The organism is Fluviicola sp. (genome assembly GCF_029266855.1).
GTDB lineage: Bacteria > Bacteroidota > Bacteroidia > Flavobacteriales_D > Crocinitomicaceae > Fluviicola.
The window spans coordinates 122,602-142,607 of sequence record NZ_JAQSWB010000009.1; the positions used below are offsets into that span (position 1 = coordinate 122,602).

General features: G+C 40.3%; 16 protein-coding genes. 8 read left to right on the forward strand and 8 right to left on the reverse strand.

Features of this window, described 5'->3' with window-relative positions; translation table 11 throughout:
- Positions 1-36 precede the first annotated feature (36 nt).
- The 4 genes from K0S23_RS16695 to bioB all read right to left on the reverse strand — a co-directional run bounded on the left by K0S23_RS16695 (position 37) and on the right by bioB (position 3,844).
- On the reverse strand, positions 37-654 hold the full coding sequence (locus K0S23_RS16695) for a TetR/AcrR family transcriptional regulator (RefSeq protein WP_300359818.1): 618 nt from the start codon (positions 652-654) through the stop codon (positions 37-39).
- Between the two features lie 246 nt (positions 655-900).
- A complete protein-coding gene (locus K0S23_RS16700) occupies positions 901-1,545 on the reverse strand; it encodes a hypothetical protein (RefSeq protein WP_300359819.1) in 645 nt (214 codons plus the stop codon).
- 139 nt (positions 1,546-1,684) lie between these two features.
- Positions 1,685-2,746, reverse strand: coding sequence for an 8-amino-7-oxononanoate synthase (locus tag K0S23_RS16705; RefSeq protein ID WP_300359821.1), 1,062 nt, complete (start codon positions 2,744-2,746; stop codon positions 1,685-1,687).
- 3 nt (positions 2,747-2,749) lie between these two features.
- Positions 2,750-3,844 carry a biotin synthase BioB gene (gene bioB, locus K0S23_RS16710; protein WP_300359822.1) on the reverse strand — a complete coding sequence of 365 codons (1,095 nt, stop codon included), beginning with the start codon at positions 3,842-3,844 and terminating at the stop codon, positions 2,750-2,752.
- A gap of 110 nt (positions 3,845-3,954) precedes the next feature.
- On the opposite strand from bioB, the gene K0S23_RS16715 reads away from it, so the two are divergent.
- The gene (locus tag K0S23_RS16715; protein ID WP_300359824.1) at positions 3,955-4,449 is read left to right on the forward strand and encodes a GNAT family N-acetyltransferase; all 495 of its coding nucleotides are present in this window, start codon (positions 3,955-3,957) and stop codon (positions 4,447-4,449) included.
- 75 nt (positions 4,450-4,524) lie between these two features.
- On the opposite strand, the gene ispF is transcribed toward K0S23_RS16715, so the two are convergent.
- The 3 genes from ispF to porU are packed head-to-tail and all read right to left on the reverse strand — an operon-like array spanning position 4,525 to position 10,223.
- A complete protein-coding gene (gene ispF, locus K0S23_RS16720) occupies positions 4,525-5,007 on the reverse strand; it encodes a 2-C-methyl-D-erythritol 2,4-cyclodiphosphate synthase (RefSeq protein WP_300359826.1) in 483 nt (160 codons plus the stop codon).
- Positions 5,007-6,275 (reverse strand): type IX secretion system outer membrane channel protein PorV, encoded by a 1,269-nt coding sequence (porV, locus tag K0S23_RS16725; protein WP_300359828.1) that lies wholly within the window; start codon positions 6,273-6,275, stop codon positions 5,007-5,009. The genes ispF and porV overlap by 1 nt, the downstream gene beginning before the upstream one ends.
- 60 nt (positions 6,276-6,335) lie before the next feature.
- On the reverse strand, positions 6,336-10,223 hold the full coding sequence (porU, locus tag K0S23_RS16730; RefSeq protein ID WP_300359830.1) for a type IX secretion system sortase PorU: 3,888 nt from the start codon (positions 10,221-10,223) through the stop codon (positions 6,336-6,338).
- 155 nt (positions 10,224-10,378) lie between these two features.
- On the opposite strand from porU, the gene K0S23_RS16735 reads away from it, so the two are divergent.
- The 3 genes from K0S23_RS16735 to murF all read left to right on the forward strand — a co-directional run bounded on the left by K0S23_RS16735 (position 10,379) and on the right by murF (position 14,788).
- Positions 10,379-11,344, forward strand: a complete 966-nt coding sequence (locus K0S23_RS16735; protein ID WP_300359832.1) for a type IX secretion system membrane protein PorP/SprF — start codon at positions 10,379-10,381, stop codon at positions 11,342-11,344.
- 61 nt (positions 11,345-11,405) lie between these two features.
- Positions 11,406-13,439, forward strand: a complete 2,034-nt coding sequence (locus K0S23_RS16740; RefSeq protein ID WP_300359834.1) for an SUMF1/EgtB/PvdO family nonheme iron enzyme — start codon at positions 11,406-11,408, stop codon at positions 13,437-13,439.
- Positions 13,440-13,504: 65 nt separating this feature from the next.
- Positions 13,505-14,788, forward strand: a complete 1,284-nt coding sequence (gene murF, locus K0S23_RS16745) for a UDP-N-acetylmuramoyl-tripeptide--D-alanyl-D-alanine ligase (RefSeq protein ID WP_300359836.1) — start codon at positions 13,505-13,507, stop codon at positions 14,786-14,788.
- Positions 14,789-14,953: 165 nt separating this feature from the next.
- On the opposite strand, the gene K0S23_RS16750 is transcribed toward murF, so the two are convergent.
- Complete coding sequence (locus tag K0S23_RS16750) at positions 14,954-16,096, reverse strand: acyl-CoA dehydrogenase (RefSeq protein WP_300359837.1); 1,143 nt, start codon at positions 16,094-16,096, stop codon at positions 14,954-14,956.
- Positions 16,097-16,166: 70 nt separating this feature from the next.
- Here K0S23_RS16750 and K0S23_RS16755 point away from each other — a divergent pair, with 70 nt between their 5' ends.
- The 4 genes from K0S23_RS16755 (at position 16,167) to K0S23_RS16770 (ending at position 20,006) form a co-directional block, all read left to right on the forward strand.
- On the forward strand, positions 16,167-17,237 hold the full coding sequence (locus tag K0S23_RS16755; protein ID WP_300359839.1) for an anhydro-N-acetylmuramic acid kinase: 1,071 nt from the start codon (positions 16,167-16,169) through the stop codon (positions 17,235-17,237).
- Positions 17,238-17,351: 114 nt separating this feature from the next.
- A complete protein-coding gene (locus K0S23_RS16760; protein WP_300359841.1) occupies positions 17,352-18,581 on the forward strand; it encodes a Glu/Leu/Phe/Val dehydrogenase dimerization domain-containing protein in 1,230 nt (409 codons plus the stop codon).
- A gap of 301 nt (positions 18,582-18,882) precedes the next feature.
- A complete protein-coding gene (locus tag K0S23_RS16765; RefSeq protein WP_300359843.1) occupies positions 18,883-19,620 on the forward strand; it encodes a MotA/TolQ/ExbB proton channel family protein in 738 nt (245 codons plus the stop codon).
- Positions 19,611-20,006, forward strand: coding sequence for a biopolymer transporter ExbD (locus K0S23_RS16770; RefSeq protein ID WP_300359845.1), 396 nt, complete (start codon positions 19,611-19,613; stop codon positions 20,004-20,006). The genes K0S23_RS16765 and K0S23_RS16770 overlap by 10 nt, the downstream gene beginning before the upstream one ends.

Genomic DNA, 20,006 nt, shown 5'->3' on the forward strand with positions numbered 1-20,006 from the left:
ATTTAACTGAACAGTGTTAAGTAATTAATAAAAAAATTATTTCTTGAAGGAATCCATCATACGAATGAATTCATCAAAGCCTAAATCAACGATTTTTTCACTCTTTTCAGGATCTAAAACCTTGCAACGTCCCCTGTCATATAAATTACACATTCCATGCATCGTTGCCCAAACCAGATAAGCTCCGGTCTCAGCATCCGTAAAAGGCAAATAACCTCCGTCCATGCATTGCTGAATGGTTGCTTTCAGTCCGTCGAATGCAGAAGCACCTTCCTTCCAAAGCTCATCGTCCTCCAAATTATTCATGGGGGATTTCTGTACAAACATCAAATCGTAATAATCCGGGTAGTCTGTTGCGAACTGGATATAGATTCGCCCCATTGCTTTCAGCCGTTCATACGGATTCTCCACCGAGTAAAGCACCTCCAATTTGCTTCCCAACAGTTGAAATCCTTCCGAATGAAGTGCAAAAAGAATTGCGTCCTTATCCTTGAAATATAAATAAATCGTTGTGGGGCTGTATTCAATTCGCTGGGCAATCGAACGAATGGAAGTCTGGTCAAAACCTTTTTCCAAAAAAACCTCACGAGCAGCTGTGAGAATGCTTTTTTGCAAGAGTTCTTTTTCCCGTTCCTTACGTTCGTTAATTCCCATTTTTAAATATTGACGGTACAAATATACTTAACACCGTTAAGTTTCCAAATTTTATTTCAAAAAAATGATTTTTTTTTCCAGCAAATCTTCATAGCTCCTTCGATACATCCCGCTCAAATCAGTTCGAGCATCCCAACTTTTCGTCGGGATGCATCGAGAACAATTGAGCGGGAGACTCGAAGTGACTATGAACCTGCGTTCATTATATAAAAGGTAGTAGCTTGGATAGTGGAAGTGAAAATCCGGTTATGGAGCAATGTAATAAGCACTTAGCCTGGATCGTTTTTTGGAACACAATGCCTGAAATTGTGAAATATATGCTGTTTCAATCCCTGTGCATCCTAATCCGGAAACATAGTAATTATATAAGCGTACCGAAAGATCACCACATGAATTGACAGGAGTTCCATCGACCATAGAAACTTCGGTATAGGTAGTGCTTGCAAGTTTACTTCCGAAAGCAGTATTGATTGTTTGTTTTTCGCCTATGTAGTTATTCTGATGAATATATCCATCGTTGTGGGCACTAACGAGCATCGGGTTGCTGACATAAGAATAAGAGATCTTTCCGTTTGTATTGACTACATATCCGCTTGAATCCCGCATGTAGTATTCAATCGGTGAATTCCATTGCGTTCCCTTATAGTGCTGAAAGATCTTTCCATTGATGGTGGAATCTCCCACTATACGAATGGTATCTTTCCAGGCAGGGATCAGCGTTTCATTTCCGGTAGAATCAACCTCATACCAGTCATAAACCCAATAGGAGCCGGTTGTACTGATATGTGCGTATGAAGGATTAGAAGGTTGTGGTTCGGCTGGTTCTATTTTATCTTTTTTGCAGGATAAAACTGCCAGACTTAGGATTGTTAAGGCAAGTATCTTTTTCATAAATAATTTTTTCTTGAAAACGCTGATGCGGGAATGATATTGCACATACAATAATTTACCGGGACTTGCGTTTTAAAATAAAAAACCCTGAAAATCAATACTTTAAAAGCATAAATTTTACAATTAAATCTTTACATCCTCAATTTAACATCGAAATCAACTGATCAATCTCTTCTTTCGTATTGAATGCATGAATACAAATGCGCAAACGTTGGGACCCCATTGGAACAGTTGGCGGTAAAATAGCTTTCACTGCGAATCCTGCCTCCTGAAGTTGCTGTGCTTTTAACTTGCACCTATTCAAATCTGAAAACTCAATGATCTGAATGGGGGAATTTTCCGAGCTAAGCTGGGATTTCATTTTACCTGAGAAACAGGCAATATTCTCTTGCAATTGCTTACGGAGATCTTCTGTTTTACTCAATTCAAGCTGGTGGAGTATGTGGGTGTAAATTCCTTCTGGAAGAGCCGTTGTATAAATAAATGATCGTGCAAAATTGATCAGGAATTCCCGTACCTCATCCGAACAACAAACAACAGCTCCATGTGCTCCGTAAGCTTTTCCAAAAGTAAATACTCGAATAAAAACTGAGTCTACAACACCTAATTCCTGGCACAAACCTTTTCCTTCCACTCCAAAAACACCTCCGGAATGAGCTTCATCAACGATCAGTAAAGCATTATACTCTTTACACAGCTGACTTATCTCAAGCAAAGGAGCCAAATCACCATCCATGCTGTAAAGGGATTCTACAGCCACAAAAACAGTTCCTTCCGCCTTCTGTAATTTTTTCTTCAAATCAGAAACGTCGTTGTGCCGGAAGGAAAATGAGCTTGCAAAACTCAGGCGAATTCCATCCCGGACAGAAGCATGCACATATTCATCGTAAAGGATGGTATCTCCTTTTTGAGGAAGAGAAGAGAACAAACCGAGGTTCGCATCATATCCCGAATTAAAGATCAATGCTGCTTCGGATTGAAAATGTGCAGCAACTTGTCTTTCCACTTCTTCAACCACTTCCGAATTTCCCGAGATAAGCCTGGATCCGGTACTTCCCTTCACATCAACTACCTGGGGAAGCCTGGCCAATCCCAAATAATCGTTCGACCAGAAATCTACGTGTTTATCAAACGACAAAAGGGAGCGCAAACTCCCCTTCTCTTTCCTATCTTGTAAATTTCGTTGAAATTTCAAATCCATATTTTAAGAAACCGTCACTTTTCGAGGTGAAAACCCAGCGGATGCAATTTTAGCTTCTGCCAATTCTTTCGCGCGCTGAGCCTCTTTTTCTTTTCTTGCTTCGATTATCGGATCTGGTTTTGAAACAGGTTTCTCACCGTCTGCAAATGCTTCCTTCGGGATCAATCCCAAAATCTGGAACATTTCCTTATCCTCGTTAAATTCCGGGTTTGGAGTTGTCAATAGTTTATCTCCTGCGAAAATAGATCCTGCTCCGGCCATGAAACACAAAGCCTGACCTTCCATGGTCATTTTTGTTCTGCCTGCCGATAAACGAACCGTGGCTTCCGGGAATGCGATGCGGGTTGTTGCAACCATGCGGATCATTTCCCATTGTTCGATTGGTTTCTGATCTTCCAAAGGTGTTCCTTCCACAGCAACCAATGCGTTGATCGGAATAGATTCGGGCGGATTTTCCATTTCCATGTAGCTCAATAACAAACCAACACGGTCTTCAATTGCTTCTCCCATCCCGATAATTCCACCGGAACAAACTGTAATTCCGGCTTTTCGTGCATTGTCAATCGTATTCAAACGATCTTCGTATTCACGAGTGGAAATAACATCGCCGTAAAACTCTTTGGATGAATCCAGGTTATGATTGTATGCAAACAAACCGGCATTTTTCAAACGCTTCGCCTGATCTTCATTCATCATTCCAAGCGTACAGCAAACTTCCATATCCAGGTCATTCACTGCCTGAACCATTTCAATTACATTGTCAAAATCCTTGTTGTCCCGAACTTCTCTCCAGGCTGCTCCCATACACAAACGGGAAGAACCGTTTGCTTTTGCATTTTTTGCCTGCTCAATTACAGAGTCAACCGTCATTAATTTGTGTGCCTCAACATCTGTATGATAACGTGCCGCCTGCGGACAGTATCCGCAATCCTCAGGGCAACCACCAGTTTTGATACTCAACAGGGAAGACATCTGAACTTCTCTTGGATTATGAAATTGACGATGTACAGTTGCTGCTTCGAAAACAAGTTCCAACAAAGGTTTGTTGTACAATTCCAATAAACTTTCTTTCGTATTGTATGCGGGGTTTACTTTCATGTCTGATTCTTATGACGACAAATATACAAAGTCTGCCGAAGGTGGGAGGCACTTGGCTTTTGAAATTATGAACAGGAAACAATTATCTTTATACGTACAAATATTCATTGATGAATCAATTTCAAACAAATATCAGACTGTACAACCCTTCCGACAGAGATGCCTGTATGAACGCATTCAAATCAAATGTTCCAAAATATTTCACATTGGAAGAGGTCGATGAATTCGAGCGTTTTTTAACGAAACTAGCAGATCCGGAAGCTATTGACAATCCACCTTACTATGTTATGGAGTTGGATGACAAGCTTATTGGTTGTGGAGGATTCGGTAAAAAGGATGGAATTGACGGTACAGCTTGCATTACATTCGTGTGGGGATTGGTGAGTGATGAACACCACAAAAAAGGTTATGGCGAACAGCTTTTAAAATTCCGGCTTACTGAAATCAAATCGCTGTTTCCAAACAGGCAAGTGATCCTGGACACCACCCAGTTCTCCTTTTCATTCTTTGAAAAGTACGGATTTAAAACAGTGAAAATAACCGAGAATTCTTATGGTGAAGGAATGCACCGCTATGATATGGTTTTGGGGACATCTGGACTTTAGGATTTTAAGATGTCAGGACTTCAAATTGTCCTACTTAGTATAAATAAAGTCCTAATATCCTGATGTCATAAAATCTTAAAATCCTTTCGAAACCAAACAAACGGCATAAGCCTTAACCGCCTCACCGACTCCAAAAGAATCTACCTTTTCGTGAGTAGTCGCTTTGATGGAAACCCGGTCAATTTCAACTCCCAGTAGTTCAGCCAGGATTTTTTGCATTTCGGGAATGTGCGGATTGACCTTCGGTTTTTCCAGGATAACGGTTGCATCGATATTGACTACTGAGAATTCTTTCCCCCTGATCAAAGTCATGACATTCTTTAAGAGAATCTTGGAATCAATTCCTTTATACTGCGGATCGGTATCTGAGAAATGGAAACCAATATCTCTGAGGTTCAAAGCACCTAACAAAGCATCGCAAATCGCATGAATCAGAACATCTGCATCAGAATGTCCGACGGCACCAAATGAAGAAGGGAGTTTTAAACCTCCCAACCAAAATTCGCGTCCTTCTTCCAAACGGTGAACATCAACTCCGAAACCGATTCGAATATCCATTATTCAGGTTTATCCTTCTCGTCATTTACACGGTCACCTAATGTGAAACGAAGTGTAAATCGCATTGTATTTGCCAGTGGATTATTTCTTTTCATTGCAGCCAAATAGGAAAAATCGAAACAAAAAATATTGTATTTGAATCCAACACCCATCGTGAAAAACTGACGGCCTCCTTTGGAAATGTTTTCGTAGAAATAACCTGCGCGAACTGCAAAAATGTCGTTGTACCAGTATTCCAATCCGGAACCGATCATGATCTCACGCATTTCTTCTCCGAATTTAGAACCTTTCTTCACTTTGTATGATCCATCTTCATTTTGAATCGGATCACCGTTTGAATCTTCTTCAACTCTTCCCGGAGCATCATAAAATGATTGAATCATCCCGGCAATAACACCCACGTCATTATTTTTTCCAGAAATCAACGTTTGCTCGCCGTCAATATTCGCATAAATCGGTGGAGTAGGAACCAACAATTTGGAAACGTCCACACTTACTGTCAAACTATTGTATTTATCAATTTTTGCTGTGTAGGCATTCCCGATTTTCAAAGCTGCAGGTAAAAAATCTCTTCGTGCATTTGCAGAATACGCGACCTTGTTACCAATATTTGTAATAGTCACTCCTAAAGAGTAAATACCATTTACTTTAAACCAGTCAATATCTTCAGTTCTGTAGGCATACGAGATATCTGCAATCCCTGCAACGGCTGCTTTTGTTTCGGTTCCCGCAGTAACCAAACCACCAGTCAAATTCGAGTAAGCAAATTTTCCATTGATCCCAATACTGTGCTTATCCGCCAATTTAAAAGCGTAAGCCAATGTCACTTCGAACTCGTTCGGTTTAAATTCACGAATGTAATTTCCGCCTGCGTCGGTAAAAGTAATCTCTCCCAAACTAAAATAGCGTAAAGCACCACCGATAACGTGTCTTGTTCCTACTCTTGTATAACCTGAAAGGTAAGAAAGGTGCATATCGTTTGTCAATTGTCTCAACCACGGAGTATAACTCACTCCAATTTCTGATTTTGACTCAGCGAAATTAAGCATTGCTGTATTCCACATGATCGAGGAAGAGTTTCCGCTTAAGGCAGTTCCGGCATCCCCCATTGCCCCGGATCTTGAATCGGGATTGATCCCCAAGAAAGGCAAGGCAGTGGTAATGGTATTCAATTGAATATCGTTTTGAGTCACCCCTTGTCCACCCTGCTGAGCGAATGACAGATAACTAACAAAAAGAGTAAAAATCAGTATTTTATGTGATAACATGAATCTATTTCAGTTTTAATTGTGACAAAAATACGCAAAACTAGGACTTTTATTGTGCAACTATCTTAAAAGAACCAATTTTTCCATCTTTTGGGCCTTCTTCCCGTCCGGCATGGTAACTTTCAGTTGGTAAACATAAACTCCTTTAGCCAGCTGATCTCCGAAATCATCTTTTCCATCCCAGGAGATACCTTCCACTCTAAAGCCGTTTGTAGGCACCAGTTGATTAATTGTTTTTACAAGTCTTCCGGAAACCGTATAAATATTGATTTGAGTTTCAAGCGATGAACACGATTGGTTATGCTCATACATAAACGTAGTATGCGTTGTAAACGGATTCGGGTAATTCAGCACGTGATCCAATTCTACTTCCTGGTTTTCGGTTACGGTAAATTCCAGGCGAACAGTACTTGAATTGTTGTTTACATCCCAGATCTTGACATCCAGGGTATGCGGCCCAACTGCCAAATTACGCAGGGTGTATTGAAGTTTCCCGTTCTGATAACTGTCCAGGTTTGATTTATAATATTCATTCAGCACTATCGGACTTCCCGTGTTTCCATCCAAAACAGCAGTTATATCATGCCCGATACCATTTCCAACAGTATTAATACCGAATTCGTCGTAAGCCTCAACAACCAATAAAGGATTTGAACTGGCGATACTTCCGTTTACAAATGAATCGTCGTTCAGATAAATTTTCAATTCCGGACCTGCATTATCTACCGGAGGATTCGGATTAATACCTCCGACAACGAAAGTACTGTCCCAACCATCTGCATCCACGATTTTATTATCTGCATAATAGCTAATCTTCCCTCTTCCGTAATTGAAATCAATATCCTTCGGAACTACGAATTCAAACTTGAAATCCCCATTCGTAACAGTTGCCCGTCCTTTGTACAAGGCATTCTTCTGTGTTCTAAATGTGATTACAGGTGAACCGTCCGGATTAGAAGGCCCTATCGGATCATTTGCAAGGGTCTGAACCTTTTTAGGTTTATCAAAAATAGTAGGAGCCAAAACCCCGTTAAAGGTAGTCAGCTTGTTTCCTAAATTATCTTCCAAATGCCCTACAACATGCATTTTCGTAAGAGCCCGAACAGTATCTGCCCCGTTTGAAATAGCGATATGATTGATGGAATCCGTTACAACCCTCCACTTAGGCAGACAAATTCTCAATGCCGGATCACCGATCAGGTTAAAGCACCTTCTGTTGTCTGAACCACCGGAAGTATTCTTGGTTCTTCTCATAATCTCTCCGAAAGGAAGTGGATCATAATTGGCATCTCTTTCGATAACGTGAGTAAATAAACTTTCAACCACCAAAGTATTAATTGAAATATACACCGATCTGGTTGTGGTCATTAAAGAAATTGAACCTCCTTTCGGATTCAGGGAAATCAACTCCCCGATCGATTCCCTGGAAGGATCGTCAAACTTTGTAAATTCACAGGTAGCAGTAACAAACAACCCCATGCGATTCAGGTTTGTCCAGGTATTTACCTGCGGAATGGTAATGATTCGCTCCTCTGCAGCTCCAACTTCACCGCCATGACCAATATAATTGGTAATCAAACTACCTCTTGCCACACGATCAGTAATTGCATTCAGCACTTCCGGATAGCGATGACCTCCTGTAGTGGAAACTTGTGTGTAAGCATCGGAATAAATTTTCTCGCAATTCATTTCATTAGCGTCAGACTGAACCTGGTTGAATGCCGGCTCAGCGTCCGTCGTAATAAAAATCCCACCTTCCTCATCATCCGCGATATTAGTATACACCTGTCTCCAGTCGCCGAACATAGTGGCCGTTTCCCCGATACAACAGCTGTTCGGATCATCTGAAATAATCGGCGAGTTCATTCCATTCTTCATGTAATGCTCAATTTTATCCACCTGGGTTTGAGCATGCGTTGCATTCGAAATAAGCAGACGTCCTACTCCAATATCCATTAAGTCCAGTCCGCTGATTGATTCGTTATTATCCATGAATCCGAAATAATCATCCGTTACTAATGCAAAAATGTGGTTTTCGGAATTCAAATATTCATAAGTCGGGATCATATAATTATTTCCAGCCACACGATTTTTAGGGTCGTAAGTAGCATCACCGAACAGGCAAAGATATTTGGGCTGCAAAGCAGTATTTCCATTTGCCCGCTCATAAAACATTTTCACAAATCTCCTGATCGCAGTTACATCCTGATTTCCTGAAGAAAATTCATTGTATACCTGCTCAATATCAACCACGACAGTCGACAAACCATTCGCCTGATGCAGACTCCCCAAACGCACCGCCTGGTTGATAAATTGTTTCGGGCTTATAATAATATAGTCATACTGATCAAGTGCATGTAAATCCTGGTTATCAACTTGCTTTACGAATGTTGGTTGGGAAAAAACACCTTCATTAAAAACCAGGAATTCTCTAAGTGTGTCCGTAGCTTGTTTGAAAGAGAAGATTCCCCCGGAAAGATTCCCCTCAATGACTTGAGGATTTGTCTTGGAACTTACATCCCATACCTTGTGAGTAGCTGTCATACCCGAAACGGTAAATAAGCTCACATTCCCGACTCCTACAGAATTCACATCCCGGAACAACATTGAGTTTCCAAAGAATACAAGATTTCTTCTGCCTACTATCTGAATAAAATCCAAATATGCTTTTACCGAAGCATTTACCCGATTGAATGTAAAACTGAATTCAATTGGAGAAGAAACCGGATTGATGCTAAAACTTGCGTTATTCCGGACATAATCGGCCCCAACCGTACTTAATGACAGGTTATTAACCTGGCTTCCATTATAACTCACCTGAAAGTTATTGCCAAGCGCACTTCCATTATTCGCAACCGCATATTCGACCTGAACAGGAGTCCCCGGATCTACATTCGGAACTGAGAACTTAAAAACCTGGGTCAAGGTAGCGTCAAATTGTTCACCATACCAGCGTTGTCCGCCCTGTACCAAATTAACAGCTTCATTTTCATGAATATCATAATAAGTATAAGAACTTACAGTTTGGGTTGAAGGCAAAGGTGATTCAGGCAAACTTTGAATCCGGAGAGGCAGATCAGCTGCATCTATATGAATGAAATAAGTATTTACCGCACTGTAAATGTGCATGTTCCTGTCAAAATTGGTTCCGCTACCGTGATCCCATCGGTTGGGACCTGCACCAAAAAACAAAAAATATTCATTCTCATCAAAGGTCGTATCCGAATTGCCAACAAATTGTATTGAATTCTTTCTAAGATCATCGTGATAAGGATCACTGTTCAATTCCGAAAGCCGCCCGTCTGCATTCCCATATAAATTAATGGTTTTCGGGTCCAGGTTTTCGATATCTACTCCCATACTTTCAAAAAACGCCCTGTTCATTTGAAAGATCCCATCATTTGCAACAGTAATTTTGTACCAGGCTCCGCTGTTAAGTACTGAGTTTGCAGCATAACTCTTCAATTGGTTTACCGGTGAAGAAACTCCGGCAGGAATTAACCGCAATTTATAAGAAGTTATTTTTTGGTATCCTGAAGGAGTTTGTATATAAGGCAGACATTTTGAAGTCAGATAACTTTCATTCCTGGCTTTAGAAACTTTTGCTTCTATTTGTGCCGAAGCCGGAATCTGCACCTTAATAAAATTCAGATAATTCGTTTCTACAGCGCTTACTCCTTCGGTCTTTACATCAATAATTGCTATCTGATAATTGCCCGGTTTATACTTTTGCTGAAATGAATGAATCGGAAGCTGATTTTCAAAATCCTCTCCATTAACAAAAGGAACCATTATCTGCGCGCCGTTAATTGTCAATTCTTTTGGTTGTAACCATTGAATTTCAACAGAAACATCCTGAGCAACAGACGAATGCCCTACAAGGAGCAAAATAATGAGTTTGTAAAATGTGTTAAAATTGTAACTTGCTTGTGTTTTGTCGTTTTTCATAGTACAAAATTCGAAAACTAGATGAATGTTCAATCAAACGTATGAATTCTTTTTTTATTTTTGTGTTTCGGCGATTTAGTTGTAACCATTGTATTTTTTTTTCGTAACATTGGCGAACCAATGCTACAAATTAGCTTGAAAATATTCTTAACCGAATGAGAAATATTAAACTATTAGTGTTTGTTGGATGCTTCTTTGGCTCGTGTCAATTATACGCACAAGACCCAACCTTTACACAGTTTTACGCAAACCCCTTGTACCTGAACCCTGCTTTTGCCGGATCTCATGGATGTGCACGTTTTTCTATGAATTACCGTAACGAATGGCCTAGTCTTTCAGGGAATTATGTTACCTACAGTGCATCTTATGATCAATACTTCAAAAACATTTCGGGGGGGATTGGAGTTTTAGCTACTCATGACCAACAGGGTCAGGGTACGATTAACACATCTATGTTAGGCTTGATTTACTCTTACCACTTAAAAGTAAACCGAAAGTTTGCAATGCTTTTTGGAGTTCGCGCAGCCTGGTACCAGAAATTCCTGGATTGGGATAAATTGACTTTCGGAGATATGATAGATCCGAGAAGAGGTTTTATCTATCAAACCGGTGACTTGAGAAGAGGAGGTTCAAGAGGATTCTTTGATGCTTCCGCAGGATTTGTCGGGTATTCGAAACATTTCTTTTTTGGAGGAGCAGTCCATCACTTAAATATGCCGAATGAATCCGTTATTATCGGGAACTCACCGATGCCTATGCGATTTACAGGACATATGGGCGCTGAAATTCCTTTGGGTGGTAAATCCAAATACAACAATACGACTTCCATTATGCCGAATGTGATATACCAATACCAACAAGGTTTCCAGGAAATCAATATCGGTACATATATTAAATACGGTGCATTTAATGCTGGTGCCTGGTTTAGAAACAGAGATGCATTCATCCTTACAATCGGGGTGACTACTCCTTCTTTCCGAATCGGCTATAGCTATGATGTTACAGTTTCAAGATTAAACAATGGTGTTTCAGGTGGTTCACATGAAGTTTCATTAGGTATCTATACCAAGTGTAAAGGTCCTGTTAAAACGTTCAAAACAATCTCTTGTCCATCATTCTAACTATTTTTTGTAACCTTTTGTTGATAATCCGTTTATAAACTTAACTTTGGTGTCCCAAAAAATGAAAAAACAAACCAAGCATATGAAAATGTTGCGTTTATTTATCTTAGCGGTTGCAGGTGTTGCAATAGCTTCGTGTAGTCGAGATTCCTCCTCATCAACAGGATGGGATTACAACAATGTACAGCATGGAGGCTTTCAAAAAGTTCCTTTTGTAGATCAGGAAACTGGTCCGGGACTGATTCTGGTCGAAGGTGGTACATTTACAATGGGTATGGTCGAACAAGATGTTATGTTTGATTATAACAACCGTCCTGCCCGTGTTACTGTCTCATCCTTTTACATGGATCAAACAGAGGTAACGAATTTCCATTGGTTGGAATACTTATACTGGATCAGAAGATCTTATGAAAAGTACAACATGGTTTATCGAAACGCATTACCTGATACGCTTGCATGGAGAAGTCCACTGGCATTCATGGATAAATATGTAGATTACTATTTACGTCACCCTGCGTACAGAGATTATCCTGTTGTCGGAGTATCCTGGTTACAGGCAACTGACTTTTGTAAATGGCGTACAGACCGTGTGAATGAGTATATCTTAATCCGCGAAGGTGTTCTTGGATGGGATATTGATGCCGCAGATGCAGAAACATTCAATACGGATGCTTATTTAGTAGGTCAATTCGAGCAAGACGAAGAGCTTGGCGGAAGAAAATTAAAAGATACTGATCCAACCAATAGAGATGGTAAAAAATTAGGTGAGCGCATTGTTCGTATGGAAGATGGAATTCTTCTTCCAAGATACCGCCTCCCAACTGAAGCTGAATGGGAATATGCAGCACTTGGATTAATCGGGAATCTTTCTGAAGGTACCGAGGTAATCACTGAGCGTCGTCAATATCCTTGGAATGGTCACTTTGTTCGTCAGGACAATAAAGAATTTACAGGTGCTATCCGTGCCAACTTCGTAAGAGGTAAAGGAGATTACATGGGGGTTGCCGGTCGTTTGAATGATGGTGCCGATGTAACAGCTCCGGTTGAATCCTTCTGGCCGAATGACTATGGTTTATACCACATGGCTGGTAACGTTTCCGAGTGGGTAATGGATGTTTACCGTCCGCTTTCTTCTGAGGATTTCGATGAGTTCCGTCCTTTCCGTGGAAATGTTTTCCAAACGAAAGTATTGAATAACGACGGAGTGGTTGAGCAAAAAGATCAACAAGTAATGTACGATGTACATGGTATGAAGGAATACCTGAATGCTTTTGAACGTGTACGCTACCAACGTGTATCAGCAGCAAATCACGACCCGAACGATACTATTATCCCGGGTGGAACACAAATGCATAATAAAGCTGAATTCCGCACAAAGCGTGGAGTTGCGCCAGATCCTTACTATGTTTCTCACGGGAAAAAGAAAGATTCTGTAGAATTGGCATTAATTGCACGAATCAATGAAGTGTTGGACAGAGCAATTATCGATAAAAATGAAAAATACGATATCGAAGCTTCTTCATTAGTACAGGATGAGATCTTTGAAGGGATTTTTGCAGAAAGCACAAGACAGGGTCGTGATGAAGAATATTCTTTCGAAATCATTCCTATGCTTCGTGAAGGATTCAATCAGTTCATCATCGGTACACCGGGTAAATTAAAATACCGCAACGTAACTGAAGAGGAAAACATCGGACGTTTGAATTACCGCAAAGATGATTACATCGATTATTTAGACGGTGATATTGAAAGTTCAATTTACTATGATAACGATGATCGCAAGAATGGAATCAACGAAGCAACTCGTGATCCGCATCTGATCATGTACCAAAATGAGTATGAAACTTACGATTTAAATGGTACACCAATCAAACCGGAAGACAGAACGTCTTGGCCAACAACTTTAATCTCTGATAAATCAAGAGTTTACAAGGGTGGTTCTTGGAGAGATCGTGCATACTGGTTGAACGCAGGTTCCAGAAGATACCTGGATGAAGCACAATCAACTTGTACTATCGGATTCCGTTGTGCGATGGATCGTATCGGAAGTCCTGTAGGTCACAACTACGGTAAAAAGAAAAAGAAGAAAAAATAATAGTTAAATATTAATAGAAAAACCGGCATCCGATATTTATCGAGTGTCGGTTTTTTTTATGACACATGGAAGCAATATATACCTTATTTCAAACAAGCAGCGGGATAGAAACCGACACACGCAAAATTCAAAAAGGTTCGTTATTCTTTTGTTTGAAGGGCGCCAATTTCGATGGAAACACCTTTGCTGAAGAAGCAATCAGATTGGGAGCTATAGCTGCAGTTATTGATAATCCCAACTACCAAATCGAAGGGAAAACAATTTTGGTAGCGGATGTTTTACTAACTCTTCAGGACCTTGCAAGACATCATAGGAACCAGTTTCAGATACCAGTCATAGGTATTACCGGAAGTAACGGGAAAACAACTTCCAAGGAACTCATTTCAGCGGTATTGGAAACACAGCTTAATGTTCATTACACGAAGGGAAATTTGAATAATCACATTGGCGTTCCTCTGACTTTACTGCAGCTTAATGAAAAACACGAAATTGCCGTTATTGAGATGGGTGCCAACAAACCGGGAGATATTAAAGAATTAGCTGAAATAGCGTTACCGACACACGGAATTATCACCAATATAGGCAGGGCACATCTGGAAGGATTTAAATCATTGGAAGGAGTTATAAAGACCAAAACGGAACTATTTGATTTCATCGCTCAAAATAGGGGGCATCTATTTGCCAATAAGCAAGATGAAATAATCATTAATAAGCTCCCTTCCAACACACAAAATCATTTTTACAATGATGATTCTGAATTGGGAGGTTCACTTTTAAAACTCACTCCCCTGGTTGAAATGGAATGGTTTGAACCAAACTACTCAAGTCCAGCTATTCAAACGAACCTGGTTGGAGAATATAATTTCATCAATTTCCTCGCTGCCATTCGGATCGGAAGGTTCTTTGGCATCAGTCCCGAGAATTGCAATAAAGCGATTTCTGAATATCAGCCCACAAACAATCGTTCCCAGGTTACTAAAACCGAAAGAAATACCTTGATCGTTGATTGCTATAATGCAAATCCGACAAGCATGCGCTCTGCCCTATCCAGTTTTGCTAAAATCGACAACCATGCAAAGATTTTTATACTTGGAGATATGCGGGAAATGGGAGATGATGCTCCGATGGTCCATGAAGAAGTTATTCAGCAAACAATTGATCTTCGGTTAAGCGGATTTTTCATTGGTGAAGAATTTTTGAAGTTCAAAGGAATGCATCCCAATGCCATTTTCTTGAAGTCTACAGATCCATTGATTGAGCATTTCACCAATAATCCGCCATCCGATCTACTGATCTTATTGAAAGGATCGAGAGGGATTTCGTTGGAGAAGGTGATTCCTTATTTGTAGAGATCCCGTTTTAGCATTTATGTGATTTCATAGTCCTTCGGTTGCAAGTTCGCGATATCGCGAACAGCCCTTGGAGGAAAAGGGATACCGTTAAAAAAATCCACGATTTTTAGCACAAAAAAAAGGCATTCAAATTGAATGCCTTCCATTTCCATACTGATGGGATTAATCAGCCAATATATTTCTTGAAATAACGATCTTTTGTACTTCGGAAGTTCCTTCGTAGATCTGAGTAATCTTCGCATCACGCATCAAACGCTCAACATGGTACTCTTTTACATATCCGTAACCTCCGTGGATCTGAACAGCTTCTACTGTTTGTTCCATTGCAACTTTAGAAGCATATAACTTCGCCATTGCAGAAGATTGATCAAAGTTTCTTCCTGCATCCTTATCAGCAGCAGCGCGGTAAACCAACAAACGGGCAGCTTCAATTTCCGTAGCCATGTCTGCAATTTTAAACGCGATTGCCTGGTGCTTATAAATCTCTTTTCCAAATGCTTTGCGTTCTTTCGAATAAGCAGTAGCCAACTCAAAAGCACCTGCAGCAATACCCAAAGCCTGAGCAGCAATACCGATACGTCCTCCCGAAAGAGTTTTCATCGCGAATTTGAAACCGAATCCATCTTCACCGATACGGTTAGCCTTTGGAACTTTTACGTCCTGGAACATCAATGTATGTGTATCACTTCCGCGAATACCTAATTTATCTTCTTTCGCTCCTACAATGAAACCTTCCATTCCACGTTCAACGATCAATGCATTGATACCTCTGTGACCAAGCTCAGCATTTGTTTGAGCAATTACAATATAAGTGGAAGCAGTTGAACCATTCGTGATCCAGTTCTTTGTTCCATTTAACAAGTAATAGTCTCCCATGTCAATAGCCGTTGTACGTTGAGAAGTTGCATCGGATCCGGCTTCCGGTTCAGATAAACAAAATGCGCCGATCTTTTCACCTTTAGCAAGCGGAGTAAGGAACTTTACTTTTTGCTCTTCGCTTCCAAACTTTTCCAATCCCCAGCAAACAAGAGAATTATTTACTGACATACAAACTGAAGATGAAGCATCCACTTTAGAAATTTCTTCCATCGCAAGTACGTAAGACATAGTGTCCATACCTCCACCTCCGTATTTCGGGTCAACCATCATTCCTAAGAATCCAAGTTCACCAAGTTGTTTCATTTCTTCAACAGGAAATTTTTGATCTCTATCCCGATCTATTACCCCAGGTTTTAAAACGTTTTGAGCGAAATCACGTGCAGCTTCTTTTACCGCTTTTTGTTCTTCTGTCAATTCGAAATTCATCTGTATCGCAGTTTATTTTATATTTGTTCAGGAGACAAATGTACCTATAAAAACTTAATTTTCGTCTTTTATGAATTCATTCAAAATAATCGGCTTAATGTCAGGTACTTCGCTGGACGGGGTCGATATAACTTATGCCACATACACGAAGGTTTCTGATAAGAATTGGGAGTTTAAAATTCACGCGTCTCACACCTTCCAATTCCCTGAGATCCTGCTTTCCAGCATGCACGAAGCCAGCAAATTATCAGGATCACAACTGGCAACTTTAGACCATGATCTGGGAGACTTTTTCTCTTCTTGCATCAATCAATTTATTGAAGAAAGCAAGATTTCAAAAGAAGAAGTGGATGCTGTTGCTTCACATGGTCAGACGGTATTTCATCAACCTGCACGAGGTTTTACAACTCAGATCGGAAATCCTGCAGTAATCGCTGTAAAAACGGGAATCCGAACAATTGGCGACTTCAGGACAAAAGACGTGTTGTACCAAGGTCAAGGAGCACCTTTGGTTCCAATCGGTGATCAATATTTGTTCGGATCAAAAGCAGATGGTTTTATCAACATCGGTGGTTTTGCAAATATCAGTTTTGAAGAAAAAGGCGTTGTTCGTGCATACGACATTTGTCCGGCGAATCTTCCTATGAATAAATTGGCACGGTCAAAAAAACTGGAGTACGATAAGAACGGCGATTTGGCAAGAGCGGGAGAATTAAATTATTTCCTGCTGGATCTATTGAATAGTTTGGATTATTACCGCGAGGAAGGACCTAAATCACTGGGTACCGAATGGCTGGAGCAATACTTCTACCCTTTACTGAAATTTGATAAAGACATTGAAAACAACCTTGCTACAGTTGTGGAACACATCGCTATTCAAATTGGAGAGATTTGCACCAAAAATGAACTCAAGCGCGTCATGATTACCGGCGGCGGAGCAAAAAACACCTTTTTAATTGAACGTTTAAAACGTTATTATACCGGGGAAATCATTTCTGTGGACAACGAACTGATTGACTATAAGGAAGCCTTAATCTTTGGATTATTGGGTGCTCTGAACCTGAACAATGAACCAAATTGCCTCTCCAGTGTTACAGGTGCTGTTAAAAATGTAATTGGCGGAGTGCATCATTTGCCATAGGAATCCGGTTTACAGCAAAGATTACCGGGAGATTTCATCCTTTCGCATGCTGAAAGAGCAATAATTCCTTACTTTTGCTGCTCAATATTTGAATGATTCAACGAATTAGTTAACATGAAAGATTTACTTCACAAGTTTGAAAATAAGCGCCCGGAAATTGTTTTCGAGTGGAAAGATGCTGAAACTGAAGCAGAAGGATGGGTAGTTATTAACTCTTTACGAGGCGGTGCAGCCGGAGGAGGTACCCGCATGCGAGTTGGCCTTGACAAACGTGAAGTAGAAAGTCTTGCAAAAACGATGGAAGTGAAATTCACCGTTGCCGGACCTCCCATTGGCGGAGCTAAGTCAGGAATCAACTTCGACCCGAAAGATCCACGCAAAGAAGGTGTTTTGAGACGCTGGTACGCAGCTGTCACTCCACTTTTGAAGCATTATTACGGAACCGGAGGGGATTTGAACGTAGATGAAATTCACGAAGTCATTCCAATTACCGAAGATTGTGGTATCTGGCATCCGCAGGAAGGTGTTTTTAATGGACATTTCCAGCCTCGTGAAGCTCAAAAGATCAACCGTATCGGTCAATTGAGACAAGGAGTTTTGAAAGTGATTGAAGATATCCAATACAGTCCGAGCGTAGAAAAGAAATATGTTGTAGCTGACATGATCACCGGATACGGTGTTGCTCAGTCGGTAGCACATTATTATGATATTTGGGGCGGTGACTTAAAAGGGAAAAAAGTCATAGTTCAGGGTTGGGGGAATGTCGCTTCAGCAGGAGCATATTACCTGGCTCAATCAGGAGCTAAAATTGTCGGTATCATCGACCGTGTAGGAGGTTTAATCAACGAGAACGGATTCTCCCTGGAAGAGATCAAGCAATTGTTCCTCACAAAAAACGGGAACGAAATCATTCATCCCGAATTGAAATCATTCGAAGAGATCAATGCAAAGATCTGGGACATACAAGCAGACGTATTTATCCCTTGTGCAGCTTCCCGACTAATTACACAAGAACAAGTGGAGCGAATGATCAAAGGAGGTGTTCAGGTAATCGCTGCAGGAGCGAATGTTCCGTTTGCAGATAAAGAAATTTTCTTCGGACCGATTGCTGATTATGCAGACAATCACATTTCAGTTATTCCCGATTTTATTTCCAATTGCGGAATGGCTCGCGTTTTCGCTTACTTAATGAGTAACGATCTGAATGTGTTAACAGATCAGGGAATTTTTGAAGACACCAGTAAAATTATCGGTGATGCTTTAAGAAAAGCCCATGCAAAGAATCCATCAAAAACCGGAATTGCAAAAGCTGCATTTGAAATCGCCTTGAATCAGCTGGTATAATACTATTAACAAAAGGGACCCGAAGAATTTCTTGAAACGAGCGATTCTTCGGGATAAATTCCCGGAAATTCACATAGATTGGGCTTCCAGAAACTTGCACCGAATTTATCAATTTGATGCTTATTACTTATCCAATTGTAACCAATTCCTCATCCACGAATTATTAAAAGTATACACGCGAATCGCAAAACTCCAATCCCTATAAACAAAATACTGTGAATATCTCTTTACGTAAAGGGAAAATCATCCGTTAATGGGGCGTATTTTTGGAAATTGATTCATGTATTCATTTATAAACCAGATGAGAAAAGCAGCAATATTTACAATTTTATTTTTAGCAACTCCACTGTTGAGTTTGGCGCAAGTCGTTACGGAAAAGGGTGCAGAAGCTGAAAAGGTAGTGAAAGCAGGTGAAAAGATTACAGCACTGGAGTTCGTAATGAAGGGTGGTGTTTTCATTATTCCGATCATCATTTTGTTGTTTTACACCCTGTATGTGATTATTGAGCGTTACCGCTACATCAAACGCATGTCTGTGTACAATTCCAATTTATTGAATGACATTCGAATGAACCTGGAAAAAGGAAATATCCAGGATGCATTAAATCAGGTACAACGCGACCAAAGCGCTTATGGTTCTGTAGTTGCGGAAGGAATCCAAACGATTGGAAGACCTGTTTCCGAAATCGAATCGAACATGGAGAAAGTTGCCAATATCGAAATCGGTAAAATGGAAAAAGGAATGGGTGTACTGGGATTGATTGCAGGTATCGCACCAACTTTCGGATTCATCGGTACCATTGCTGGGGTAATTAAGATCTTCTACAATATTTCCATTTCGGAAAACGTGAGTATCGGAAATATTTCAGGAGGTCTCTATGAAAAGATGATCAGTTCAGGAGCTGGTTTAACTGTTGGTATTATTGCTTATTCGGCTTATCACATTCTGAATGCGATGATTGATAGTTATACTTTGAAAATCCAGTCAACGAACTTAGGGTTTATTAATATCATTCAACGTCCAGGAAAATGGCAATAAAACGCAAAAAACGCTTTCATGCAGGAGTCGAATCCTCTTCCATGAGCGACATCATGTTCTTTTTGCTCTTGTTCTTTTTGATTATCTCAACATTGGCAAATCCGAACGTGATCAAAGTTCCGCTTCCGGATGCAAAAGAAACGGACAATAAAGTGGGATCTCACCTGACTTTGACGGTTACGAGTGAAAAACGCTATTACCTCGACAAAGAAGAAGTAAGCGCCGAAAACCTGGAAGTACGATTATTGCAGGAAACAAAATTGCGAAAAGATGAAACCGTAGTGCTTCGTCCTGCGTATGACTTAGATGTTCAGGAATTGATAGACTTATTGCAGCTTGGATTGAAACATCAATTGAAGTTTGTAATTGCTACCAAAGCCGGGTAA

Bases quoted from the DNA above. Each gene is read 5' to 3' on its own strand.
- porU (WP_300359830.1), bottom strand. From the start codon at position 10,223: ATGAAAAACGACAAAACACAAGCAAGTTACAATTTTAACACATTTTAC.
- K0S23_RS16705 (WP_300359821.1), bottom strand. From the start codon at position 2,746: ATGGATTTGAAATTTCAACGAAATTTACAAGATAGGAAAGAGAAGGGG.
- K0S23_RS16715 (WP_300359824.1), top strand. From the start codon at position 3,955: ATGAATCAATTTCAAACAAATATCAGACTGTACAACCCTTCCGACAGA.
- K0S23_RS16740 (WP_300359834.1), top strand. From the start codon at position 11,406: ATGAAAAAACAAACCAAGCATATGAAAATGTTGCGTTTATTTATCTTA.
- K0S23_RS16695 (WP_300359818.1), bottom strand. From the start codon at position 654: ATGGGAATTAACGAACGTAAGGAACGGGAAAAAGAACTCTTGCAAAAA.
- K0S23_RS16760 (WP_300359841.1), top strand. From the start codon at position 17,352: ATGAAAGATTTACTTCACAAGTTTGAAAATAAGCGCCCGGAAATTGTT.
- K0S23_RS16765 (WP_300359843.1), top strand. From the start codon at position 18,883: ATGAGAAAAGCAGCAATATTTACAATTTTATTTTTAGCAACTCCACTG.
- K0S23_RS16750 (WP_300359837.1), bottom strand. From the start codon at position 16,096: ATGAATTTCGAATTGACAGAAGAACAAAAAGCGGTAAAAGAAGCTGCA.
- murF (WP_300359836.1), top strand. From the start codon at position 13,505: ATGGAAGCAATATATACCTTATTTCAAACAAGCAGCGGGATAGAAACC.
- bioB (WP_300359822.1), bottom strand. From the start codon at position 3,844: ATGAAAGTAAACCCCGCATACAATACGAAAGAAAGTTTATTGGAATTG.
- ispF (WP_300359826.1), bottom strand. From the start codon at position 5,007: ATGGATATTCGAATCGGTTTCGGAGTTGATGTTCACCGTTTGGAAGAA.
- K0S23_RS16700 (WP_300359819.1), bottom strand. From the start codon at position 1,545: ATGAAAAAGATACTTGCCTTAACAATCCTAAGTCTGGCAGTTTTATCC.
- K0S23_RS16770 (WP_300359845.1), top strand. From the start codon at position 19,611: ATGGCAATAAAACGCAAAAAACGCTTTCATGCAGGAGTCGAATCCTCT.
- K0S23_RS16735 (WP_300359832.1), top strand. From the start codon at position 10,379: ATGAGAAATATTAAACTATTAGTGTTTGTTGGATGCTTCTTTGGCTCG.
- porV (WP_300359828.1), bottom strand. From the start codon at position 6,275: ATGTTATCACATAAAATACTGATTTTTACTCTTTTTGTTAGTTATCTG.
- K0S23_RS16755 (WP_300359839.1), top strand. From the start codon at position 16,167: ATGAATTCATTCAAAATAATCGGCTTAATGTCAGGTACTTCGCTGGAC.